Genomic DNA, 23,474 nt, shown 5'->3' with positions numbered 1-23,474 from the left:
GTGGCCGACGGCGACGACGCGGTCATGTCCATGGCGGACTTCCACACCTGGTTCGACGCGCGGGCGCGCGCGCACAGCTTCCAGGTGGAGCGGATCCCGTTCGCCGACCTGACCGGGTGGGACTTCGAACCGGACACGGGCAACCTCGTCCACGAGAGCGGGCGGTTCTTCTCGGTCGAGGGCCTGCGGGTGCGGACCGACCGGGCGTGGGCGGCCCGGTGGACCCAGCCGATCATCGTGCAACCGGAGATCGGCATGCTCGGCATCCTGGTCAAACGGTTCGACGGCGTCCCGCACTGCCTGATGCAGGCCAAGATGGAACCGGGCAACATCAACGGCCTCCAGCTCTCCCCGACCGTGCAGGCCACCCGGAGCAACTACACCAAGGTCCACGGCGGCGCCGGTACCAAGTACCTGGAGTACTTCCGGCCGGGCTCGCGCGGCCGGGTGCTGTTCGACGGGTTGCAGTCCGAGCAGGGGACATGGTTCCTGCACAAGCGCAACCGCAACATCGTCGCCGAGACCGAGGACGACGTACCGCTCGACGACGACTTCTGCTGGCTGACGCTGGACCAGCTCCACCGCCTGCTGCGCCTGGACCACATGGTGAACATGGACTCCAGGACCGTCCTGGCGTGCATCCCGCATGGGCCGGCGGGGCCGGGCGGGCGGGACGCCGCTGACGGCTCGTTCGCCGAGGCGGTCCGCAGCTCGCTGTCGGGACACGGCAGGGCCGTCCACGACCTGGGCGAGGTCCTCGGCCGGCTCACCGAGGTACGCGCCCGGCGGGAGCTGGTGCAGCGCCTGGTGCCGCTCCGGGACGTCACCGAGGGCGGCTGGCGGCTCGGCGCCGAGGCCATCGACCACCGGGACGGCAAGTACTTCGACATCGTCGCGGTGGACGTACGCGCGACCAACCGCGAGGTCACCGCGTGGACCCAGCCCCTGCTGGCCCCCAAACGGCCCGGGCTGGTCGCGTTGCTGGTCAGGCGGATCGACGGCACGCTGCACGCGCTGGTCCAGGCCCGCAGCGACGCGGGCATGCTCAACGTCGCCGAGTTGACCGCCACCGTGCACTGCCAGCCGGACAACTACGCCGACGCCCCGCCCGAACACCGTCCGGCCTACCTGGACCACGTGCTCGCCGCGCCACCGGACCGGGTCCGGCTGGACGTCATGTACTCCGAGGAGGGCGGCCGCTTCCACCACGCGCAGAACCGCTACCTGGTCATCGAGATCGAGGACGACGCCGCCGCCGAGCCCGACGACCGGTACCTGTGGACCACGCTCAACCAGCTCACCTCGCTGCTGCGGCACAGCAACTACCTGACCGTCGAGCTCCGCAGCCTCATGGCCGGCCTGCGCGGCCTGTGACCGCGGCCGTCCGCATTCCCGGCGGCCGGAAGGCCGCGCCGCCCAGAAGGCCCACGACAGTGAGATGAAGGAGTCCTCCGCCGTGACGACCAAGCCGACCGAGAAGCCGCCCGCCGGGGGCGTGCTCGGTTCACCGATCCCCCGAGAACTCATCAAGCGCGCCGACCCGTTCACGCTGCCGCCCGCCCTGGCGGCGATGGCCGAGCGATCCCCGGTCACCAGGTCGACGCTGCCCACCGGCGACCCGTTCTGGCTGTTGTCCGGGCACCGGGAGTGCCGCGCGGTGCTGGCGGACCCGCGGTTCTCCTCCGACCGGTTCCGCTACCACCCCAGGTTCAAGAACCTGTCCGAGGAGGAGCGGGAGCAGTTCCGGAACGCGCGGGCGCAGGCCGGGTCGTTCATCAACATGGACCCGCCGGAGCACACCCGCTACCGCAGGCTGCTCGCCGGGCAGTTCACCGTCCGCCGGATCAACCGGCTCGGCGAACGGATCGAACAGATCGTCACCGAGCGGCTCGACGCCATGCTGGCCCGGGGTGACACCGCCGACCTCATGGCCGAGTTCGCGTTCCCGGTGCCCTCGCTGGTGATCTGCGAGCTGCTCGGGGTGCCGTACGAGGACCGGGCCGAGTTCCGGCGGCGCGCGACGACCCTGCTGCAGGCGAACCTGCCGGTCAAGGACGCGATGGAGAACGCCGAGGCCCAGCGCGCGTTCATGCAGCGGCTGGTCGCCGGCAGGCGGGAGGACCCCGCCGACGACCTGATCTCCGGCCTGATCCACCATGCCGGGGCCGACCCCGCGCTGACCGACGACGAACTGGTCAACATCGCCAACCTGCTGCTGCTCGCGGGCTACGAGACCACCGCGGGCATGCTGGGGCTGGGCGCCCTCGTGCTGCTGCAGCGCCCCGACCAGCTCGCCGCGCTGCGCGAGGACCCGTCCCGCATGGGCGACGCCGTCGAGGAACTGCTGCGCTACCTGTCCATCGTGCACATCGGGCTCTTCCGGTTCCCCACCGTGGACGTGGAGGTCGGCGGCGAGCACATCCCGGCCGGCTCGACCGTGGTGCTCTCCGTGGTGGCCGCCAACCGGGACGAGAAGCACTGGCCGGACCCGGACGTGCTGGACGTGACCCGCCCCCGCGGCCCGCATCTGGCCTTCGGCCACGGCGTGCACCAGTGCCTGGGCCAGCAGCTGGCCCGGGTCGAGATGAAGATCGCCTTCACCGAGCTGCTGCGCCGCCTGCCCGGCCTCCGCCTCGCCGTGCCGCCCGAGGAGGTCCCCCTGCGCGACGAGATGCTGCACTACGGCGTCGACGCGCTGCCGGTCGCCTGGGAGGCGTCGTGAAACTTCACGCCGACCGGAAGACCTGCATCGGCGCGGGGCTGTGCGTGCTGCGCCTGCCCGACGTGTTCGACCAGAACGAGGACGACGGCACCGTGATGCTCCTGCGGACCCGGCCCGACCCCGACCAGGAGGCCACCGTGCTCAACGCGGTCAAGGCATGCCCGACCGGCGCGTTGCGGGTCGACCCCTGAAGCTCCCCGTGCTGATCGGCTCGGCCGACTGAGCGGCCCGAACAACGGCACCGCCGCGCGGACGTCCGCGCGGCGGTGCCGTTCTGGATAACAATCGGGGGGCGGCCCGCGGCTCCTACGCCGGAGCGGCCTGAGGCTGCTTGTGACTCGCCCACACGAGGTCGCCGTCGATGCTCGACACGCGCCACCCCTCCGGGGAACGGACCGCCTCGTAACGGAGGCACGAACTGATCGTGAGCTTGGGCTCCGGGGCGATCGCCCCCTCCGGCGCGGCGTCGTCACTGAGGATCACGACCACGTTCGCCCGTATGCCGGCGCGGTCGCCGTCCACGTCGATGAGGACGCTGTGGACGAGATGCTGGGACCGTTCGCCGGGCGAGTGCGCGGCCGCCGCGTTGGCGATCACCGCGTCCCGTCCCGCCACGGGCGCGCCGCCGGGGTCCTTGGCGGTGACCCCCTCGGCGAGCACCGACCGCAGGTCCGCGAACCTGCCGTCGTCCATGAGGGCGCAGAACCGGTAGATCAGCTGGGTGAGTTCCACGCGGTCGTCGGTCAGGCTCATCAATGCTCCCTGTACGGCTTGGCTGTACGGCTGTGAGGTCGCTTCGTCCGGGTCGCCGGGAGGGGCTACCGGAGGAAGCCGGTGATCGACTCGGCAAGGCTCGCGGGGTCCAGCCCGTGCAGCCGGTCGTGGTCGGCGGCCTTGCCGTAGGCGCGCACCTCCCGGTCCCGCCGCACCCCGTGCGAGCGCAGCCGGTGCGGGACGTCGGCGAGCGCCTCGGCCACCTCGTGCGCCGAGGTCCCGGCCAGGTACGGCTCGACCAGCACCACGTTCGGCGCCGCGGAGTCCACCGCGTGGCGCAGGCCGGAGCGGTCGAACGGCCGGATCGTGGAGGCGTACAGCACCGTCACGTCCATGCCGGCGGTGGCTTCGAGCACCTGCCGCAGCGTCGGGCCGATCGCGACCACCACGCCGGCGGCGCCCTCGCGCAGCACGGTGAACTCGTCCGAGAGCGGCACCGCCTCGCTGTGGACCTGGTCGGACAGCCGCAGGTAGACCCGCCCGTCGCCGGACAGCGCGTCCTTCAGCAGCGCCTCGACCTCGTCCTCGTGCCCCGGCACGTGCACGGTCCAGCCCGGCAGCGTGTCGAGCAGCGCCACGTCGCCGGGGGCCTGGTGGGTCCGGCCCCGCGCCAGGTCGTCGTAGGAGCCGCCGATGCTGACCAGGACCGCGCCGACGTCCTGGTGCCCGAGGCTGATCTTGATCTGCTCGAACGGCCGCTCGACCAGGAACGGCGTGTAGGTGTGCACCACCGGCCGGAACCCGGTCAGCGCCAGGCCGCCGGCCATGCTCACCATCGCCTGCTCGCGGATCCCGACGTTGATGACCCGGTCCGGGTACCGTTCCCGTGCTTCGTCGAAGGACCACGAGGAGATGTCCGCGGTCAGCATGACCACCCTCGGGTCGGTGGCCAGCGACTCGATCACGGTGTCGATGAAGACGGTCCGCATCAGTTTCCTGTCCGCCTGGGTCGTCATCCCGCGACCCCTTCCTTCGCGCGGACGTTCGCCACCACGGCCTGGGGCCGCCCGTCGGGTTCCAGGGTCAGCGCCTTGTACAGCTCGTCGTGGTCGTGACCGTCCACCGTGGTCGCCCGCCACCCCTCCACCTCGAAGCGCCGGCCGATGCCGCCCGGCCAGCCGAGGCTGGCCGACCTGTTGTCGATCACGATCGCGGTGAGGCGGTCGAGCCCGAGGCGCCCGGCGATCTCGATCGCCTCGTTGTTGCTGCCCTCGTCGAGCTCGCCGTCGCCGATCAGCACCACCACCCGGGCGGTGCGCCCGCCGGCGCGCAGCCCGAGCGCGGTCCCCACGCCGAGCGGCAGCCCGTGGCCGAGGGAGCCGCTGCTGATCTCCACGCCGGGCACCAGCACGCGGTCCGGGTGCAGGCCGAGCGGCGAGCCGAGCTGCGTCCAGGTGTCCAGCTCCGCCGGCTCGAAGAAGCCCTTCGCCGCGAGCATCGCGTAGTAGGCCATCGGCCCGTGGCCCTTGGAGAGATAGAACCGGTCCCGGTCGGGATCCTGGATGTTCTCCGGCGAGACGTTCAGCACGCGGTCGTAGAGCACCCAGATCGTGTCCGTCGTGGACACGGCGGCCCAGATGTGCTTCTCGTCTCCGATCATCCTGCGGAAAAGGCCGCGTATCGTCTCTTCTGTCGTCTGCATGGCTCCACCTGCAACGTTTCTGATGGACGGGAAGGCACCGCGGACCCGTCGTCTCCGCTCCGCGGAACTCCGCTACGGCAAACGGGTCAGGCGGGCTTTCGGGCGGTCAGCAGGACGTATCCCACCATCGGCGCGTCGCTGAGCTGGCGGAAGTTCGAGAGCGTGCGCTCGAACTGCCGCGCCCCGATGTACTGCTCGGCCCGGTCCCGCACCGCCGCGAAGATCTCCGCGGACTTGCTCCACGACGGGCGGGTGTGGTCGCTGACGTCCTCGGCGGTCTCGGGCACGAGGCCGGCCTCCCGGATGCGGGACAGGTACTCGTCGAGATCGACGATCTTCAGCACGCCCTCGCGGACCAGGTCGACCCGGGCGGCGGCGTCGGCCCCGCTCCCGTGGTCGCTCCGGAGCAGGAAGTCGCCGATCGCCAGCCGCCCCCCGGGCCGCAGGACCCGGGCCGCCTGGCGGATCACATGCCACCTGTCCGGCATGTGGTGCAGGGACTCCAGCGCCCAGACGATGTCGAAGGACTCGTCCGGGAACGGCAGGGCCATCGCGTCGGCGTACTGGAAGGACAGCCGGTCGGCCAGGCCGGCGGCCGCGGCGCGGTCACCGGCCCGCTCCACCTGCCGCTTGCTGATCGAGACCCCCACCCCGGTGATCTCATGCGTCCTGCCCAGCCTGATGACCGGCTCGCCGACGCCGCAGCCGATGTCGAGCAGGCGATCACCCGGCTCGATGGCCAGCATTCCGGCCAGCTCGCCGGTCAGCCGGTTCGTGGCCTCGTCGAGCGACGCGCCGTCGGACGCGTCGTCCCAGTAGCCGTGGTGCAGATTGTCGCCCCAGAGCTGGTCGAGCAGATCCGCGAAATCGTCGTATCCCTGCCCGATCTCGGTCGGCGTCGGCTTTGTCACCAGCACCCCTCAAGGTTCGCTACTTTCCGGCGGTTTCCTGACGTGATCGACCACACGCAGGCTAAGGCGGGTGCGACCGGCCGGGTATCCCTCGCATTGATAGCCGTGCGGGCGGGGCCGGCGGCCTGCCCGGACGCGGGCGCCGGGTTCTATCAGGTTGGGGGATGTCCGGCCGTCCTCGCCTTCTTATCGTTCCGAATCGGGACTTCCGCGCGCTCGCCCATATCGGCGGACCGCACGTAATTCCCGCGGCGCACGCTTTCCACACGGAAGGAAATCGCTATGACCGCCACCACCGAGAATCAGGCCGACCCGGTCGACCTGTTCTCACCAGAAGTGGTCGCCGATCCGTTCGGCGCGCACGCCAGGGTGCGCGAGGCACCGACGTTGCAGATCGGCGGATTCATGGGCGGGCCGCCGATGTACCTGGCCGCCCGGTACGAGGACGTGCGCCAAGTCCTCACCGACCGGCGGTTCCTCACCAACCCGCTGGACGACTCGCCCGCCGAGGACATCCGGAACGGGGTGTTCAAGTACCTGGACGTCCCCGAGGACCTGATCCCCTGGCTGAAGAACCTCATCAACGCCTCCGACGGCGCCGACCACGCCCGGCTGCGCAAGCTGGTCTCCTACGCGCTCACCGCGCACCGGGTGGGCAAGTTCCGGCCCAGGGTCGAGGAGCTCACCGCGAACCTGCTCGACGAACTGGCCGAGATGGGCGGGGACGGCACGCCGATCGACCTGGTCCAGACGTTCTGCTACCCGCTGCCGGTCACCGTGATCTGCGAGCTGGTCGGCGTCGACGAGGCCGACCGCCCGTACTGGCGGGAGTGGAGCGACGCGATGGCCACGCTCGACGGCGAGCGGCTCCCGGGCAGCGTGCGCAAGACCCTCCAGGTCGCCCGGGACATGATCGAGCGCCGGCGGGCCGAGCCGAAGGACGACCTGGTCACCGCGCTCGTGCAGGCGCAGACGCAGGACCCGGGCCGGGTCTCCGACGACGAGCTGGTCGGGATCCTGTTCAGCCTGGTGACCGCCGGGCACCAGACGACGACGTACCTGATCGGGAACTCGGTGCTCGCCCTGCTGGAGCACCCGGACCAGCTCGACCGGCTGAAGGCCGACCCGTCGCTGTGGCCGCAGGCGGTCCGCGAACTGCAGCGCCTGGGACCGATCCAGTTCGGGCAGCCGCGGTTCGCCACCGAGGACATCGAGGTGGGCGGAGTGATGATTCCGCGGGGGATGCCCGTGGTGCCGCTGATCATGGCCGCGAACACCGACCCGCGCAAGTTCCCGGAGCCGGACAAGCTGATCGTCGACCGGCTGGCCGTGGGCAGCGAGAGCCACCTCGGGTTCGGCAAGGGCATCCACCGCTGCCTCGGGCAGCACGTCGCCTACCTTGAGGCGGAGGTGGCGCTGCGCGGGCTGTTCACCCGGTTCCCGAACCTGCACCTCACGGTGCCCCGCGAAGAGGTCCCGTGGATCCTGCGGCCCGGGTTCACCCGGACCAAGGACCTCCCGGTGCGGCTCGTCTGAGCCCGGGAATCCACGACACACCGACAGAGGCCGCGTCCGGCCGGCTCCCGTCCACCGCGGCGGACGGGAGCCGGTCCCGGTGGCCCGGCTCGTTGCCCAGGGAGTGCTTCCACATGACCGAAACCGTTCCCTTCCCGCAGGACCGCACCTGCCCCTACCAGCCGGCGCCGGGCTACCGGCCGTTGGCCGAGCGGCGCCCGATCTCCCAGATCACGCTCTACGACGGCCGTAGGGCCTGGGCCGTCACCGGCCATGAGCTGACCCGCCGGCTCCTGACCGACCCCCGCATCTCCAGCGACCGCACCGACCCCGGCTGGCCCATGGTCTCCGCGGCCGCGGCCGTCGAGTTCAACGACGTCCAGCAGAAGGTCGTCAAACTGCTCACCGCGCTGGTGGGCGTCGACGGCCCGAAGCACCGCGCCCGGCGCAAGCTGGCGCAGGCGGGCTTCACGGTGCGGCGGATCGACTCCCTGCGCCCGAAGATCCAGGAGATCGTCGACCAGCGGCTGGACGCCATGCTGGAGCACGGCGCCCCCGCGGACCTGGCCGCCATGTTCGCCTCGCCCGTGCCCCTGATGGCGTTGTGCGAGACGCTGGGCATCCCGCACGAGGACCAGGAGTACTTCGAGCGGAAGGCGCACCAGATCCTGTTCGGCCCGGACGCCGCGGCGGCCTACGACGAGCTGATGGCCTACCTGGGCAAGCTGATCGAGAAGGCCAGGCGGCACCCGGGCGAGGGGTTCCTCGAAGCCCTCCTCGCCGAGCGCGGCGACAGCACCGAGGTGGACCACGAGGAAATCCTCCAGATGTTCCTGATCGTGCTGGTGACCGGGCACGACACCACCTCCAGCTCGATCGCGCTGGGCGCCTACACCCTGCTCCAGCACCCCGAACGGCTCGCCGAGCTGCGCGCCGACCCGTCGCTGTGGCCCGCCGCCGTGGACGAGCTGACGCGGCTGGTGGCCGTTCCCGACGGGCTCCAGCGCGTGGCCGCCGAGGACATCGAGGTGGACGAGGAGACCACCATCCACGAGGGCGACGGCGTGTTCTTCCTGTTCTCCCTCATCAACCGCGACAAGGACGCCTACGAGCGGCCGGACTCCCTGGACTGGCACCGCCCCGCGTTCCGCGACCACCTGACGTACGGGTTCGGCCCGCACCAGTGCGTGGGGATGAACCTGGCGCGCGTCATCATGGAGATCGCCTTCCGCACGCTGTTCGAACGGCTGCCCGGCCTGCGCCTGGCGGTTCCCGCGAAGGAGGTTCCGGTCAAGCCCGGAGAGGCATTCCAGGGGCTGGTCGAACTACCTGTCACCTGGTAGCCGGCCCACTTTGTGATCACGGCGGGGCCCCGGACGCGCGCCGTGGCGCCGCGGCGGACATGGACCGATCGAAACGACCGGCACCGCGCCGGCCCGCATTCCGCCGGCGCACCCGCGGACGGCCCGGTCGGCGCCGCCGGCGACCAGCGGCGGCCGGGGCCCGCGGCCCTATTCCGCTCCGGCGCAGTCCTCGTAGCGCGGCAGCAGGCCCGCCGCGAGTGCTTCGGCGAGAGTCGGGGCCGCCTGGTCGCGGGGGGACAGGATCGGGGCGACGTCCCGGGGCCAGGGCAGGGCCAGCTCCGGGTCCAGCGGGTGGACGGCCATTTCCAGCTCGGCGACGTAGCTGCTGCTGACCATGTAGACCATCACGGTGTCGTCCTCCAGCGCCACGAAGCCGTGGGAGACACCCAGCGGGAAGTACACGGCCTGGAAGGACCCGCCCCCGAGTTCGACGAAGTCCCACTTACCGAAGGTCGGGGAGCCGACCCGGGTGTCGAGAACGACGTCCAGCGCGCGTCCGCCGGCGCAGTACACGTACTTGCTCTGCCCGGGAGGCGTCCGGGTGAAGTGCAGGCCCCGGATCGTCCCCCGCGCCGACCGGCTGTAGCTGCTCTGGGCGGTGGAGAACGGTCGCCCCACCGCCGCGACGAACGCCGGTTCCTGGTAAGGCGCGACGAACAGGCCCCGCGGGTCGGGGTGGACGTCAGGGGTGAACTCGAAAGTGCCGGCGACCGCCAGCTCACGCACCTGCACGCCGCTCACCCCTCCCCGGGTTCCGGCGGGTCCGCTCGACGGGGGAACGCGAACACCGGCGATCACGGCCGCCGCGTCAGGTGGCTCAGCTGTTCGCGCAGGCGCTCGATGCGTTCCGGCAGCTCCAGATCCCCCGCGGGCCAGGCCAGGTCGATACCGATGCGTCCGCCGAAGGTGCTCACCACGTAGCCGCCCATGGCCGAGGACTCCCTGATCCGGGAGGCGGAGTGCAGGTCGGTCAGCCGCAGGCCGGCCGGCGTGCGCATGGGGGGCGCCTGCCCCCAGTTCATCACGCTGACCACGGCGGGGCCCCGGCTCGGCTCCCACGGCCTGGCGTCCCGTGCCGGCCCGCTGACCAGGTCCAGGAGGCTGCGCTGGATGGAGCCGTCCGCCAGTCCGGCCCGCAACCGTTCACCGATGGCCCGGCCGATCGCGACGGGCTCGGGTTTGGTCCCGGCGGCGACCGTGAACCCGACGCCGCCGAGCACGTTCGTGCCCTCGGTGGCGCCGACCCTCGGGGTGAGGCGGTCGCGCAGGTTCACCGTGAACCTCAGCAGCAGTTCGGTCAGCGGCAGGTCGCGGACCTCGGCCTCGACGACGAGCAGGGCGCCCGACAGCAGGCCGTTGATCGTCACGTGTTCGCGGTGGCCGAGTTCCACGAGCGCCGTCGTCCCGGCCTCCGTCAGGCGGTGCCGGACCACGTGCCGGACGACCGCCGGGGGCGGTTCGGGCATCGGCCCCGAGGGGGCCGCTCCGGTGGGGGCGTCCGCGTGGATGCCGCGCTCGGCCAGCAGATCCTCAAGCGACCTGGGGAACGGGTGGCGCGGCGGGTCCACGGGCATGCCGTGTACGGCGTCGGTGTAGCAGGACCACAGCGTCACGAGCATCTCAAGGGAGTGGCGGGCGTCGGCGATGCTGTGATGGGTCAGCAGGCACACGCTCGCGTCGTCGCCGTCGCGGACGACGCTGAGCGCGCTCAGCGCGCGGCCCTGGTCCAGCTCCACGCCGGTCAACGGGTGTTCGAGGTCCCCCTCGCGGACCCGGACCTGCGGCCGGGCGGCGGACTCGACGAAGACGGGTCCGGCGTCGCCGGTCTCCAGCCGGGCCGCGAGCTGGGGATAGGCGCGGCACACCGCCGCGTAGGCCGTCTCCAGGGCGTCCGGATCCAGCCGGCCGGTGGCGCGCACCGTGTACCCGATGTAAGCCTCTCTCCCGGCGTGGGGTTTCTCGGTGGGTGCCAGCGCACGCCAAAATCCAGCTCGTGTCACGAATTGCTCCCCACGCAACCAATTTTCCCCAATTCTGCCCATGCGGGGCGCCGGTGCCATCACCAGCTCGGGTAGTTCCGGGGCGGCCGAGGAACACGGCTCTATAAGGCTGAGGGATGCCGTGCCGGCACGGCCTGCCTAGCATGACGCCCGGACTGTCACGTGCGCCCTGGAATGTTCCGGCATTTTCTGGTGTGGCCGAATTCAGCCAGTCGATAAGCGTGGACCTGTGAGGTTTTCCTTGACGGACGCGGACGTCATCATCGTGGGCAACGGGCCGATCGGCGCGACACTTTCGGTGCTGCTCGCCCAGCGCGGCCGGCGGGTGACCGTGCTGGAACGCCGCCCCCGGCCGTACCGGCTGCCCCGGGCGACCAGTTTCGACGGGGAGACCGCCCGGCTGCTGGCCGGGACGGGGATCGGGCCGGACCTCGGCCGGATCACCGAGCCCGCCAACGGCTACCAGTGGCGCACCGCCGGCGGCGACACGCTGCTGGACATCGCGTTCACCACGGCCGGCCCCTACGGCTGGCCGGACGCCAGCACGATGCACCAGCCGGCTCTGGAGGAGCTCCTCGCGGCCAGGGCGGCCGCGCTTCCCGGCGTCACGGTGCTGCGCGGGCACGAAGTCGTGGACATCGCCGACGGCGCGCAGGGGGTGAAGGTGACCGCCGCGACCGGTGACGGCGCGACGCGCGTCCTCTCCGCACGGTGGGTCGTGGGATGCGACGGCGCCAACAGCTTCGTACGCGACCGCCTCGACGTGCCGGTGACCGATCTCGGTTTCTCCTACGAGTGGCTGCTCTGCGACGTCGAACTCCGCGAGCCGCGCGAGTTCGTCCCCACGAACGTGCAGATCTGCGATCCGGCCAGGCCCACGACGCTGGTGGGCAGCGGCCCCGGGCGGCGGCGCTGGGAGTTCATGCGGCTGCCGGGCGAGAGCACGGCCGAACTGAACAGGGACGAGACGGCGTGGCGGCTGCTGGCGCCGTCCGGCGTCACCCCCGGCAACGCCACGCTGCTGCGCAGCACCACCTACATCTTCCAGGCCAGGTGGGCCGACCGGTGGCGGGTGGGCCACGTCCTGCTGGCCGGCGACGCGGCCCACCTCATGCCGCCGTTCGCCGGGCAGGGCATGTGCTCGGGCATCCGCGACGTCGCCAACCTGGCGTGGCGGCTCGACCTGGCGCTCCGCGGGCCGGCCCCCGAATCCCTCCTGGACGGCTACACCGAGGAGCGCCGCGCGCAGGCCGAGGAGGCGATCCTGGCGTCGGTCCAGCTGGGCCGGGTGATCTGCGTGACGGACCCGGTGGCCGCCGCCGAGCGGGACGCCACGGTGCTGGCCGGCCGGCGCGGCAGGCCGCCGACCCGCCCGGAACCGGCGAAGCCGCTCTGCGGCGGGCTGCTGCACCGGCGGCCGGGGGCACGGGAGGCCGAGCCGCCCGCCGGTGCGGTCATCCCGCAGGGACGGGTGAGCCGGCACGGGGTCTCCGGGCTGTTCGACGACGTGGTGGGCCGCGGGTTCGTCCTGCTGACCACCGAGGATCCGCGTACCGCGCTCGGCGGGGACCGGCTCGCGTTCCTCAGCGAACTGGGCACCCGCGTGGTGCGGCTGCTGCCGCCCGGCGCCGAACCCGGCACGGCCCACGACGTGGTGGACGTGGACGAGGTCTACCGGCCGTACCTGGCGCGGTTCGGGGCCACGTCCCTGCTCGTCCGGCCGGACTACCACGTCTTCGGCGCCGCCGGCGGCGCGGACGGCGCCGAGCTGCTGGTGGACGACCTGCGCGACCGGTTGGGCGGCATCGCACCGGCGGGCGCGCGGAGACCGTGATCATCGGGCCGTCCCGGGCGGGGTGCGACCAGCCGGGCGAGCGACACCGCGCCGTGCAGCGACGACAGGCCGCCCAGCCTGGCCGGCTCCACCGGCAGCGGGTCGTGGACCGCGCGCGTCAGCCCGGCCAGATGGACGGCCACCCGGTCGATGATCCCGGGGATGCCCGCCGCGAAGCCGCCGCCGATCAGCGCGCGGCGCGGATGGACCAGTTCCCGCACCCCGGCCACCGCCGCGGCCAGTGCCCGGCAGCTCCGGTCGACCGCGGTGACGGCCCACGGCCGCTCGTCGCTCAGCGCGTACCGCAGCTCGTCGAACGTGACGGCCGCGCCCCGCAGCAGCTCCGCGCGGCGCAGCGTGGCCGGTCCGGAGGCGATCGCCTGCAGGCAGCCCCGCCGGCCGCAGACGCACCGCGCGCCGCCCAGCTCGACGATGAGGTGCCCGATCTCGAACGAGCCGCGGCCGAGCCCGGGGCACGGCTCGCCGCGCAGGACGAGACCGCCGCCGACACCGGTGCCCACGCCGACGTAGAGGAGGTCGTCGCAGCCGGCCTCCCGCGCTTCGGCGAGCGCGCCGAGGTCGCCGTCGTCCGCCCAGGCGACGGCGACCTCGGGGAACAGCGCCCGGAGTGACGCGGCCAGGTCCAGGCCGGTCCACTCCGGCCGGCTGGGCCACGAGGTGACCCGGCCCGCCGGGCCGACCGTCGCGGGCATCGCGACGCCCACCGCCCGCGGTGCCGTGCCGATCCTCGCCCGCAGCTCCGCCACATGGCCGGTGAGCTGGGCGAGATCCCGGGCGGCGCTGTGCCGGGGCCCCCAGGGGAACGCGGTCTCCTCGACGCGCCCGGTGTCGGACTCGGCCCGGAAGGCGACCTTGGTGCCGCCGACGTCGATGCCGAGGTAGTGGGCCACGCGCGTCAGCGGCCGGGCACCGGCGGGCAGAGTGCGAGGAGGTCCGCCGGGCGCCGCAGAACCACGTCGGGACCGGTGGCGAGCAGTTCCGCCTCGTCGGGGCCGGCCCACAGCGCGGCGGCCGCGGCGACGTCGGCGCCTTGGGCGCTGGTCATGTCGGTCGGTGCGTCGCCCACCATGATGGCCCGCTCGGCGGGCACGTCGAGCAGGCTCAGCGCGTGCCGCACGATGTCCGGGGCGGGCTTGGGCCGGGCGACCTCATCGGAGCCGATCACGTGCTCGAAGAACGGGAGCAGGCCCAGCCGGTCGAGCAGCGAGCGCGCCCGCGGGCCGCTCTTGCCGGTGGCGACGGCGAGCCGCAGCCCGCGGACCCGCAGTGTCAGCAGCAGCCCGACGACTCCGTCGAACACCGTCACCCGGTCGGCGAGGCGGTAGCTCTCGCGGACGAACGGCTCCTCCAGCGCGGGCGGCAGGTTCATGATCCGCATGATGTCCGGGAAGTAGCGGCCCAGGTGGCGCCGGTACTCCTCGAAGGGCGCGGGGCCGTCGCCGACGACCTCGGCGTAGGCGATGGCGAATGCCTCGCGCATCACCGCGAAGCTGTCGACGATGACCCCGTCCAGGTCGAAGACGACGGCGTGCCGGACCGGTGCGGACGTGTCGGCCGCGGCGGCCGGCCGTTCGCCCAGGGGGACTGCCATGGGGCACCTCCGGATCTACTGGAACGCGGGCTCCGCTCGCCGGGCACGCGCCGAGCGGGCGGACGCGTAGAAGTTCTCGATCACGTGGACGATCGGCCGGGCCGCGGCGACGGCCCGGCCGCGGTTGCCCGGGTCCGCCAGCATCGCGGCGAGGGCGTCCAGCTGCCGCCGGTACTCGACACCGATCTCCTCGGCGGGCACGGCGAGCCGGGTCGTGGTGCCCTCGCGGGTCACCGTCAGCACGGGTTCGGGCTCCCGGTTGGGGCTGAAGCCGAACGTGCACCTCAGCTCCGCGGTGCCGGCACTGCCCTCGACCCGGATCAGGGAGACGTCCCGTGCCTCGTGCGACGCCCAGCCGGTCCGCAGGGAGACCGAGACGCCGTCGTCGCGGACCAGGAAGCCGCGTGCGGTGTCCTCGACGTCGGCGGCGACGGCGCCGGACCGGTCCCGCCGCCACGCCGCACGCCACGCGTCGAGGTTGACGAAGTCGTCCGAGGTCACGCCGGCCACCTGCGTGACCCGGGCCGGGCCGAGCAGGAACGCGAGGGTGTCGAGCAGGTGCCACCCGAGGTCGAGCAGCGCCCCGCCGCCGGCCCTGTCGCGCCGGGTGAACCAGCCGCCGGGCCGCGGTACGCCGCGTGCCCGTACCCAGGCCAGGTCGACATGCCGGACGTCGCCCAGGTCCGGCACGACCCGTCCCAGCGCCTGGACGTCACCGCGGTAACGGGCGGCGCTGCCGGCCAGCAGCATCCCGCCGCCGCGCTCGGCCGCCGCGAGGATGTCGGCCTCGGCCGAGGTCAGGCACACCGGTTTCTCCAGGAAGACCGGGATCCCGGCGGCGAGCAGGGCACCTGCCACCTCGACGTGCAGGTGGTTGGGCACCGCGACGACGGCCAGGTCGACCGCTCCCGCGGTGAGCGCGTCCACCGCGGGATGCACGGCGATGCCCGTCGCCTCCCCGAACGCCGCGCGCGCGACCGGGTCGGCGTCGACGGCGGCGACCACCTCGAAGCCGCCGTGCTCGCGCAGCAGGGGAAGCCACAGCTCCCGTCCCGCCCAGCCGAGCCCGGCCAAGGCCACCCGGACGCTCATACGGCGGCCACGGCGTCGGCGATGATCTCGGCGGTGGCGTGCATCTCCCGCTCCCCCGCCAGCAGGACGCGGTGGTGCAGCCAGACGCAGTCCCGGCTGATGGCGTCGGTGTTGGGGCAGCGCTCCGCGATCGCGTCCGGGGTCTCGCCCGGCGCGCCGATCTCCCAGAACGCCTCGGTGCGGTAGATCGCGCGGAACGCGGCGAACGCGGGCAGGCCGGCGTCGACGAGCCGGTCGACAAGGGCGTTGCGCTTCTCCTCCGCGATCCCGGGGAGGCGGAACATCGCCATGTAGTGCGAGTGGCGGTCGGCGCGCACGTCGCCGCCCTGGGGGACGACGCCGTCGATCGCCCCGAGCAGCCGGGACAGCAGGGTCCAGCGCTTGCCGCGGAGCGCGATCTGCTCGTCGAGGCGGCGCAGCTGCGCCCGCAGCACCGCCGCCGAGAACTCGTTCATGCGCAGGTTGGAGCCGGCGATCCGGTGGAGGTACCGGCGGTCGTCCCGGGGGCGGCCGCAGCTGTGCCGCAGGAACGCCGTCTCGTACATCTCGGTGTCGGGGAACAGCACGGCGCCGCCTTCGCCCGCGGTCATCAGCTTGCCGTTCTGGAAGCTGAACGCCGCGACGCTGCCCAGTTCACCGACGCGCTTGCCCTGCCAGCGCGCGCCGTGGGCGTGCGCGGCGTCCTGGAGCAGCGGCACACCGGCCTCGGCGGAGATCTTCGCCAGCGCGTCCATGTCCGCCATGAGCCCGGCCATGTGCACCGGCATGATCAGGCGGGTGCGCGGTGTGATGGCGGCGGCCACCGCCGCCGCGTCGATGCAGTAGGTGTCCGGGCGGACGTCGACCGGGACCGCGACCGCGCCGAGCCGCTGGGCCGCCTGGGAGGAGGAGATGAAGGTGAAGGCCGGCACGATGACCTCGGTGCCCGGCCCGGCGCCCATGCACTGCAGAGCGAGTTCCAGCGCGTGCGTCCCGTTCGTGACCGCCAGCGCGTGCTCGGCGCCGTGCTGGGCGGCGAACTCGCGTTCGAAGGAGTTCACCTCGTCCCCGCCCATGCGCCACCACTGGCCCTGCTCCAGCGCACGGATCAGGCTGTCCCGCTCGGTCTCGTCGTACTGGGGCCAACGGGGGAATTCCGGTCCCTGTCGCGCGTGCATACCTCTCCGAATCTCCACTGGGCCAATTGAGGAAATGATCGAACGACGGCCCGATTTTCGGGAATTGAGCGAATCAGCCGCTGCTCGTCAGAATATGACGGCGTATGGTGCCCCACATCCCTCGCTCTGGTAGTCGCCGGACTCTTCAGCCCAGGCCAAAAAACGCACGATATGAGGCCAGTTGCCCGTCGAGCATGTGGATTCCGTAATGGACGCGGTGGCCAAGTGCCGCCGCTTCGCGAAGAAGCCGGGTCTCCCGGGGCCGCATAATGATGTCGGCCACCACACTGCCCGATGGCAGGAGGTCCGGGCGGAATGGCAGCGGGTCGCCGGGATTCAGCCCGAGCGGTGTGGCGTTCACGGCGATGCCGGCGCCGTCCAGCAGCGGTTCGGCCGAGACGGCGGTCCTGCCCGGCCAGTGCGCGTCCAGGCGCGAGCGGAGCCCGTCCAGTTTCGCGGTGTCCGGGTCGCACACCGACAGCCGTTCCACGCCCGCCGCCAGCAGCGCGGCGGCGATGGCGCTTCCCGCGCCGCCCGCGCCGACGAGCGCCACCCGGCTGCCTCTCGGGTCGTGGCCGGCGCCCACGAGGCCCGTCACGAAACCGAGGCCGTCGAAGTTCTCCGCGTACCAGCCGCCGTCGGCCTCCCGCCTGAGCGCGTTGGCGCTCCCGGTGATCTCCACCATCGGGCCGCGGCGGTCGGCGAGCCCGGCGGCCGCCGCCTTGTGCGGCACCGTGACGAAGATGCCGTCGACGTTGCCGGCGCACTGCAACCCGCCGACGATCCGCTCAAGGTGTTCGGGCCTCGCGTGCACCGGGACCAGCACCGCGTCGATTCCCAGCCGTGCGAAGAGCGGGTTCATCAGCGCGGGCGACTGGACCTGGGCGACGGGATCGCCCACCACGACGTACAGGCGGGTGGTGCCGCCGATGGGCGGGTTTCCGGTCATCACAGCCTTCTTTCCTGGACGTCCGTCCTGTCAGCCGCGCAGCATCCGCGCGACGGCGGAGGCGAGTTCGCCCGCCTGCCCGGCGTTGAGCCGCGGGTCGCAGGCGGTCCGGTAGCGGGCGGGAAGGTCGGTCTCGGCGATTCCGGAGGACCCGCCGAGGCATTCGGTCACGTCGTCGCCGGTCACCTCGACGTGGATGCCGCCGGGATGGGTGCCGAGCCGCCGGTGCACCTCGAAGAAACCGGCGATCTCGTCGACCACGTGGTCGAAGTGCCGGGTCTTGTACCCGTTCCCCGACGTCCGGGTGTTGCCGTGCATCGGATCGCACTGCCAGATCACTTCGTGCCCGGAGGCGTTGACCTTCTCCACGATCGGCGGGAGGACGTCGCGGACGAGGGTGTGCCCCATGCGGCTCACCAGTGTCAGCCTCCCCGGTGTGCGGTGCGGGTCGAGGCGCCGCACGTACTCGACGGCCTGCTCCGGGGTGACGCTCGGACCGATCTTGAGACCGATCGGGTTGGCCAGGAGCTCCGCGAACGCGACATGCGCCCCGTCGAGCTGGCGGGTGCGGTCGCCGATCCACGGGAAGTGCGCCAGGCCGCTCGACAGCCGGGGCTCCGGGCCGGCGGCGTCCACCCACAGCACGGCCCGTTCGTAGTCGAGCAGGAGCATCTCGTGGCTGATGTAGACCTCGCCCGCGCAGAGCCCGCGGACCAGCTCCATCGCGCCGGCCGCGTTGGCGTGGGCGCGCGCCATCCGGTGCGGGTCGGGTGTTCTCGCGGCGGGGGTGCGTTCCGCGGAGTTGACGATGTCGCCGCGGTAGACCGGCAGCCCCAGCGTGTCGACGGCGTTGGACCGGGGTTTGGCGTACTGCCCGGCCATGCGCGCGATCTTGACCACCGGCATGCCGGCCGCCTGGCCGAGCACGGCGGCCATCCGCTCCAGGACCCGCAGGTTGGCCCGCAGATGCGACTCGGTGTTGCCGGCGAAGGTCTCGGCGCAGTCGCCGCCCTGCAGCAGGAACGCCGCACCGCGGGCGACCGACGCGAGCCGGCCGGACAGCCGCGCCGTCTCCTCCGGCGCCACGATCGGGTCCGCGTGGTGCAGCCGTCCGATGACGGCGCTCGCCTGTTCCGGTTCCGGCCAGCGCGGCTGCTGGGCGGCGGGCCGGGCCAGCGCCTCGTCCAGCCTGCGGGCCAGGAGCCGGTCCACCGGGCGGGCCGGGCTTCCGGCGGGCGGGAACCGCCTCATGCCGGCGCCGCATCGGCCGCGGCGTCCCCGACGAGCTCGTCCAGGCGCGCACGCGGCATCTCGTCGAGGACACGGGCGACCACGTCCTCCGGCACATCGCTCACCAGCTCCGCGCCCGCGGGCCCGTCCAGGACGAAGGCGAGCCCGGTGATCGCCTTCTTGTCCCGGCGCATCTGGCGGACGAGGGCAGCCGGGTCCACGCCGGAGGGCAGGGCGGCGGGCAGGCCGTAGTGGCGGACGACCGCCAGGTGCTCGTCCACCCTGGCCCGGTCGACGCGGCCCAGCGCGCCCGCCAGCCGGCCCGCGAAGACCGTGCCGATGGCGACCGCCTCGCCGTGGCGCAGCGCGAATCCGGTGGCCACTTCGAGCGCGTGGCCCAGCGTATGGCCGTAGTTGAGCAGGTGCCGTATCCCGGCGTCGCGTTCGTCCACCTCCACGATGCCCGCCTTGAGAGTCACACTGGCGGCGATCTGCTCCGTGAGCGACAGCCCGCGCAGGTCCCCCGCGCCGATGAAGTGGCAGCGGGCGATCTCACCGAAACCGTTCCGCAGCTCCCGCCGCGGCAGGGTCGACAGGTGGTCGGTGTCGCACAGCACCGCGCTGGGCTGCCAGAACGCACCGACCAGGTTCTTGCCTTCCGGCAGGTTCACCCCCGTCTTCCCGCCGACGCTGGCGTCCACCTGGGCGAGCAGCGACGTGGGCAGGTGAACCACGGCCACACCCCGGTGATACAGCGCGGCCGCCAGCCCGACGACGTCGGTGGTCGTCCCGCCCCCGCAGGAGACGACGACGTCCGACCTGGTGAGCCCGAACCGCACGAACTCACCGCACAGCGCCTCCACGGTGGACAGCGTCTTGTGCCGTTCACCGTCCCGGGCGGGCAGCAGCAGGGTCTCCACACCGGTGTCGGGCACCCATTCCTCCGGGCGTGCCGACACGACGACGGCCCGTTCCGCGCCCAGCCGCCGAAGCACCCCGGCAAGCGACGCGCGCACCCCCGGGCCGACGAGCACCTCGTAGGAACGATCTCCGAGGCGCACCGGAACCGTTCTTCTCACGGCGCCTCCTCCTGGGCGTCCCCCGAGGTGCGGTGCGCCGGGTCCGCGGCCTTCGCCGCCCCCGGCTGACCGGTGTAGAAGACGCACAGGAACCGGACGTACGCCTCGTACCCGGCCCGGTAGAAGTTGACGAGCCACGCGAACGGACGGTCCTCGTTCTCCATCATTTCTCCTTCTGGTTGCGATCGGGCGCGAGCTCAGCCGAGGTCGCCGGAGAGGACGCGGGACAGCAGCATCCGGTGCTCGTCGTCGTCGGTGATCGTGCGGACCTGCTCACGGCCGTTCCGGACGGTGAGATAGCGGCGCTGCCGCATGAAGACCTGACCGTCCTCGAAGGCCCGGCCGCACAGGATCTCCTGGGCGTCGTCCCGCTCCGCGTCCGACAGGAGCTTCCGGAAACCGTCCTCCAGTTCCTTCCAGTCGCTCCACTGCCGGGGTTTCAGCGTGAAGGTGTAGACGAGGCCCCAGCGGGTGGCCGCTCCCCGGCGTTGCAGCACGGTCCCGGATTCGTGGCCGACCAGCCGGAACTGGCTTCCGTACTGGGTCTGCACCGTGTCGGAGACCAGCAGCGGCTCGACGTAGGTCGGGCCCGGATAGCCGACGTCCACGAGCCATTCGCCGCCGTCCAGGGAGACGCGGTTGAACATGTGCTCGATGTCGGTCCCGAAGTTGTCCCGGCCTTCGGCGGTGGTGCCCGCCACCAGCGTGACGTCATAGCCCAGCTCCCGGAGAAGCCGGTGGAACAGGCGGTTCAGGTGGTAGCAGGCGCCGCCGCGCCCGTCGGCGATGCTCGTCTCGAAGATGGCGCCGTCGTCGAGGTCGACGATGCGCACTCCGTCAGCGAGGTCGTAGGCGGCACTGTTGTAGGGAATCGCCATGAGGTGGTTTCTCTGCAGCTTCCGCAGCGTCGTGATGTCCACACCGGTCTCTCCGGCGCAGCCGATCCGCCGCAGGTAGCGGTCCACGTCGAACACGTCATCACCCTCTTTCAGACGGAGATCGCCACTGGGGCCGCGGCCTGCTCGCCGCACATCAGCTCGTGCAGGTGCGCGGCGATGCGCTCTGGTGTCGGGTAAGCGAAAACGAGATTGGGAACGATCTTCCGTTCGGTGATGTCGCGGAGCCGGTTGCGGAGCTCGATGGCGGTGAGGGAGTCGAAACCGATCTCGAAGAGTCCCTGGTCCGCGTCGATGTGGTGGGACGCGCCGTAGCCGAGGACCGCGGCCACCTGAGCCCGCACCAGGTCGAGCAGGACCTTCGCCTGTTCGGCGGCGGGCAGCCCGGCCAGCCGCTCCGGCAGCCGCCCGCGCTCGTCGCCGGCGCCCGCGGTGCGCGCCTGCTGCCGGCCCGCACGGACCAGGCCGCGCAACATGTGCGGCACGCCGGCGCCCGCCGCCGCGGCCGCGCGCACCCCGCGCAGGTCCAGTTTGGCGGGCACCAGCATCGCCTGCCCGGACCCGACGGCGGCATCGAAGAGTTCCATGCCCTCCGCGGGCGTCATCGGCAGCAGTCCCCCGCGCCGGTTCATCCGGGAGCGGGTGAGGTCGTCGGCGCCGGCCGCCATGCCGGTGCTCTGCTCCCACAGGCCCCACGCCAGCGACAGCCCCGGAAGGCCGGCCGCCCGGCGGCTCGCCATCAACCCGTCCAGGTACGCGTTCGCGGCCGCGTAGCCGCCGCTGCCCGCGCCCATGAACACGCCGGAGACCGAGGAATAGACGACGAACGCGTCCAGGTCCATGCCGCGGGTCAGTTCGTCGAGATGCCGGACCGCGTCCACCTTCGGCGCGAACACCTCCGCCAGCCGGTCCGGCGTCACCGTTCCGATCACCCCGGCATCCGACACGCCGGCCGCGTGCACCACACCCACCAGGGGCTGCTCGGCGGGCACGGACGCCAGCAGGCTCGCCACCTGGTCGCGATCCGACACATCGCAGGCCACGACCGACACCTCCGCGCCCCGCCCGGTGAGGTCCGCGACCAGGTCCGCCACGCCCTCGGCGGCCGGACCCCGCCGGCCGGCCAGCACCAGACGCCGCACCCCGTGCCGGGCGACCAGGTGCCGGGCCACGAGACCACCCAGCGATCCGGTACCGCCCGTGACCAGGACCGTCCCTTCCGGACCGAACACCGCCGGGGCGTCCGGCACGGCACCGCCGGCACGGGTGAGCCGGGGCACCGACAGGGCCGTGCCGCGGACGGCGACCTGCGGTTCCCCACCGGCCAGCACCGGACCCAGCACCGATTCCGCCCCGTCCCCGGAAGCCGGGTCGAGGTCGATCAGCACGATCCGGCCGGGGTTCTCGGCCTGGGCGGCCCGGACCAGACCCCACACCGCCGCGGCGGCCGGGTCGGTCACCGCGCCGTCGCCGGCGGGCACCGCGCCCCGGGTCGCGACCACCAGCCGCGACTCCTCCAGCCCGCCCCCGGCCAGCCAGCACTGCACCGCGTCCAGCACCCGGGTGGTCAGCTCCAGCACGGCGCCGTCGCCGTCAGCGCCGTCGGCGACGGCTTCCAGGACTGCCGCCGCCGGGGCGTCCGCACCCGACAGCACGTCGTCGGCCAGGGTCGCCACCTGTTCCGCGTCGGCCACCGGCACCCACGACGGCGAAGGCCCGCCCGGCAGCGAAGGCAGCCCCACCCACGCCACGTGGAACAACGAGTCGGCGCGCGCGGTGCCCGCCGCCGTCGCCAACTGCTGGTCGGTGACCGGCCGGCCCATCAGCGAGTCCAACGTGACGACAAGGCCGCCCGCCTCGTCCGCGGCCTCCAGGGACATCGCGTCGGGTCCGGGTTTCGCGACGCGAACCCGCAGCACCGCGGCACCGGCCGCGTGCAGTCGCAGCCTGTTCCACGCGAACGGCAACCGCAGTTCCCGCCCATCCGGTTCGCCCTCGTCCGCCGCGGCGCTCAGCATGGTCGAGTGCAGGGCCGCGTCCAGCAGCGCCGGGTGGATGCCGAACCCGCCCGCCTCCTTGCGCTGGTCCTCGGGCAGGGCGACCTCGGCGAAGGTCTCCTCGCCGCGCCGCCACACGGCCCGCACGGCCTGGAACGTCGTCCCGTACTCGTAGCCCACCTGCGCGAGCAGCCCGTAGCCACCGCTGGTGTCGACCGGCCGCGCGCCGGGCGGCGGCCAGGCGGTGAAGTCGAATCCGGTGCCGCCCCGATCCGGCCGGCCCGTGGCCGCCAGCACACCGGTGGCGTGCCGGGTCCACGTATCCGCACCGGCGTCTTCGCGGAGGGAGTACACCTCGACGGTGCGTGAGCCGTCCTCGCCCGGCCCGCTGAGTGCCACCTGTACGCGGACCCCGCCGTGCCGGGGCACCACCAGCGGCGCCTCGATCACGAGCTCGTCGAGAACCGGGCACCCGGCTTCGTCCCCGGCACGCACGGCCAGCTCGACCAACCCGGTGCCGGGGACGATGACGACGCCCCTGACCGCATGGTCTGCCAGCCAGGGATGCGTCCGCAGCGACAGGCGTGAGGTGAACACCAGGCCGTCCGACTGCGGCAGTTGCACGACCGCGCCGAGCATCGGGTGGTCGGCTCCGGCCAATCCCAGCGAGACGGCATCGGTGGCGGGCTCGGTCGCGTGC

At 72.7% G+C, this 23,474-nt stretch carries 22 protein-coding genes; 6 read left to right on the top strand and 16 right to left on the bottom strand.

Annotated elements, in window-relative coordinates:
• The 3 genes from AF1_RS17980 to AF1_RS17970 all read left to right on the top strand — a co-directional run bounded on the left by AF1_RS17980 (nucleotide 1) and on the right by AF1_RS17970 (nucleotide 2,913).
• Nucleotides 1-1,374 carry an NDP-hexose 2,3-dehydratase family protein gene (locus AF1_RS17980; protein WP_067800106.1) on the top strand — a complete coding sequence of 458 codons (1,374 nt, stop codon included), beginning with the start codon at nucleotides 1-3 and terminating at the stop codon, nucleotides 1,372-1,374.
• An 82-nt stretch (nucleotides 1,375-1,456) separates the two neighbouring features.
• On the top strand, nucleotides 1,457-2,722 hold the full coding sequence (locus AF1_RS17975) for a cytochrome P450 (RefSeq protein WP_067800135.1): 1,266 nt from the start codon (nucleotides 1,457-1,459) through the stop codon (nucleotides 2,720-2,722).
• Nucleotides 2,719-2,913: a ferredoxin gene (locus tag AF1_RS17970; protein ID WP_207394119.1), complete on the top strand. Its 195-nt coding sequence runs from the start codon at nucleotides 2,719-2,721 to the stop codon at nucleotides 2,911-2,913. The genes AF1_RS17975 and AF1_RS17970 overlap by 4 nt, the downstream gene beginning before the upstream one ends.
• A 115-nt stretch (nucleotides 2,914-3,028) precedes the next feature.
• Here AF1_RS17970 and AF1_RS17965 read toward each other — a convergent pair whose 3' ends face one another.
• The 4 genes from AF1_RS17965 to AF1_RS17950 form a co-directional block, all read right to left on the bottom strand.
• Nucleotides 3,029-3,475: a nuclear transport factor 2 family protein gene (locus tag AF1_RS17965; RefSeq protein ID WP_067800102.1), complete on the bottom strand. Its 447-nt coding sequence runs from the start codon at nucleotides 3,473-3,475 to the stop codon at nucleotides 3,029-3,031.
• Between the two features lie 65 nt (nucleotides 3,476-3,540).
• A complete protein-coding gene (locus AF1_RS17960; RefSeq protein ID WP_207394122.1) occupies nucleotides 3,541-4,425 on the bottom strand; it encodes a transketolase family protein in 885 nt (294 codons plus the stop codon).
• A gap of 23 nt (nucleotides 4,426-4,448) precedes the next feature.
• Nucleotides 4,449-5,138 (bottom strand): thiamine pyrophosphate-dependent enzyme, encoded by a 690-nt coding sequence (locus tag AF1_RS17955; RefSeq protein ID WP_067800096.1) that lies wholly within the window; start codon nucleotides 5,136-5,138, stop codon nucleotides 4,449-4,451.
• Between the two features lie 86 nt (nucleotides 5,139-5,224).
• Nucleotides 5,225-6,049 carry an SAM-dependent methyltransferase gene (locus tag AF1_RS17950; protein WP_067800132.1) on the bottom strand — a complete coding sequence of 275 codons (825 nt, stop codon included), beginning with the start codon at nucleotides 6,047-6,049 and terminating at the stop codon, nucleotides 5,225-5,227.
• Between the two features lie 282 nt (nucleotides 6,050-6,331).
• On the opposite strand from AF1_RS17950, the gene AF1_RS17945 reads away from it, so the two are divergent.
• Both AF1_RS17945 and AF1_RS17940 read left to right on the top strand, forming a co-directional pair.
• The gene (locus AF1_RS17945; protein ID WP_067800093.1) at nucleotides 6,332-7,585 is read left to right on the top strand and encodes a cytochrome P450 family protein; all 1,254 of its coding nucleotides are present in this window, start codon (nucleotides 6,332-6,334) and stop codon (nucleotides 7,583-7,585) included.
• Nucleotides 7,586-7,698: 113 nt separating this feature from the next.
• A complete protein-coding gene (locus tag AF1_RS17940; protein WP_067800090.1) occupies nucleotides 7,699-8,907 on the top strand; it encodes a cytochrome P450 in 1,209 nt (402 codons plus the stop codon).
• Between the two features lie 168 nt (nucleotides 8,908-9,075).
• Here AF1_RS17940 and AF1_RS17935 read toward each other — a convergent pair whose 3' ends face one another.
• Entirely contained in the window at nucleotides 9,076-9,669 is a 594-nt protein-coding gene (locus AF1_RS17935; RefSeq protein ID WP_306303170.1) for a dTDP-4-dehydrorhamnose 3,5-epimerase family protein, read from the bottom strand.
• Nucleotides 9,670-9,722: 53 nt separating this feature from the next.
• The gene (locus AF1_RS17930; RefSeq protein ID WP_207394118.1) at nucleotides 9,723-10,928 is read right to left on the bottom strand and encodes a phthiocerol/phthiodiolone dimycocerosyl transferase family protein; all 1,206 of its coding nucleotides are present in this window, start codon (nucleotides 10,926-10,928) and stop codon (nucleotides 9,723-9,725) included.
• 169 nt (nucleotides 10,929-11,097) lie between these two features.
• Between AF1_RS17930 and mhpA the strand changes: the two genes are divergently transcribed.
• On the top strand, nucleotides 11,098-12,762 hold the full coding sequence (mhpA, locus tag AF1_RS17925) for a bifunctional 3-(3-hydroxy-phenyl)propionate/3-hydroxycinnamic acid hydroxylase MhpA (protein WP_306303172.1): 1,665 nt from the start codon (nucleotides 11,098-11,100) through the stop codon (nucleotides 12,760-12,762).
• On the opposite strand, the gene AF1_RS17920 is transcribed toward mhpA, so the two are convergent.
• The 10 genes from AF1_RS17920 to AF1_RS17880 form a co-directional block, all read right to left on the bottom strand.
• Entirely contained in the window at nucleotides 12,654-13,673 is a 1,020-nt protein-coding gene (locus tag AF1_RS17920) for an ROK family protein (protein ID WP_084263056.1), read from the bottom strand. The genes mhpA and AF1_RS17920 overlap by 109 nt on opposite strands.
• A gap of 5 nt (nucleotides 13,674-13,678) precedes the next feature.
• Entirely contained in the window at nucleotides 13,679-14,374 is a 696-nt protein-coding gene (locus tag AF1_RS17915) for an HAD-IA family hydrolase (RefSeq protein ID WP_067800081.1), read from the bottom strand.
• A gap of 15 nt (nucleotides 14,375-14,389) precedes the next feature.
• The gene (locus tag AF1_RS17910) at nucleotides 14,390-15,466 is read right to left on the bottom strand and encodes a Gfo/Idh/MocA family protein (protein ID WP_067800078.1); all 1,077 of its coding nucleotides are present in this window, start codon (nucleotides 15,464-15,466) and stop codon (nucleotides 14,390-14,392) included.
• A complete protein-coding gene (rifK, locus tag AF1_RS17905) occupies nucleotides 15,463-16,623 on the bottom strand; it encodes a 3-amino-5-hydroxybenzoate synthase (RefSeq protein ID WP_067800076.1) in 1,161 nt (386 codons plus the stop codon). Before rifK ends, AF1_RS17910 begins: the two co-directional genes overlap by 4 nt.
• A 145-nt stretch (nucleotides 16,624-16,768) precedes the next feature.
• Nucleotides 16,769-17,572 carry a shikimate dehydrogenase family protein gene (locus tag AF1_RS17900; RefSeq protein ID WP_067800073.1) on the bottom strand — a complete coding sequence of 268 codons (804 nt, stop codon included), beginning with the start codon at nucleotides 17,570-17,572 and terminating at the stop codon, nucleotides 16,769-16,771.
• A gap of 30 nt (nucleotides 17,573-17,602) precedes the next feature.
• A complete protein-coding gene (locus AF1_RS17895) occupies nucleotides 17,603-18,823 on the bottom strand; it encodes a 3-deoxy-7-phosphoheptulonate synthase (RefSeq protein ID WP_067800070.1) in 1,221 nt (406 codons plus the stop codon).
• The gene (locus AF1_RS17890; protein ID WP_067800067.1) at nucleotides 18,820-19,881 is read right to left on the bottom strand and encodes a 3-dehydroquinate synthase family protein; all 1,062 of its coding nucleotides are present in this window, start codon (nucleotides 19,879-19,881) and stop codon (nucleotides 18,820-18,822) included. The genes AF1_RS17895 and AF1_RS17890 overlap by 4 nt, the downstream gene beginning before the upstream one ends.
• Nucleotides 19,878-20,048 (bottom strand): hypothetical protein, encoded by a 171-nt coding sequence (locus AF1_RS34520; protein ID WP_169804044.1) that lies wholly within the window; start codon nucleotides 20,046-20,048, stop codon nucleotides 19,878-19,880. The genes AF1_RS17890 and AF1_RS34520 overlap by 4 nt, the downstream gene beginning before the upstream one ends.
• A 30-nt stretch (nucleotides 20,049-20,078) precedes the next feature.
• Nucleotides 20,079-20,855 (bottom strand): arylamine N-acetyltransferase, encoded by a 777-nt coding sequence (locus AF1_RS17885; protein ID WP_084263055.1) that lies wholly within the window; start codon nucleotides 20,853-20,855, stop codon nucleotides 20,079-20,081.
• Nucleotides 20,856-20,869: 14 nt separating this feature from the next.
• On the bottom strand, nucleotides 20,870-23,474 hold a 2,605-nt coding region (locus AF1_RS17880), incomplete at its 5' end, for a type I polyketide synthase (protein ID WP_157419227.1).

The organism is Actinomadura formosensis NBRC 14204 (assembly GCF_001552155.1).
Classification (GTDB): Bacteria; Actinomycetota; Actinomycetes; order Streptosporangiales; family Streptosporangiaceae; genus Spirillospora; species Spirillospora formosensis.
The sequence above is the reverse complement of the archived record's forward strand: the minus strand, read 5'-3'. Positions and strand labels throughout refer to the sequence as shown.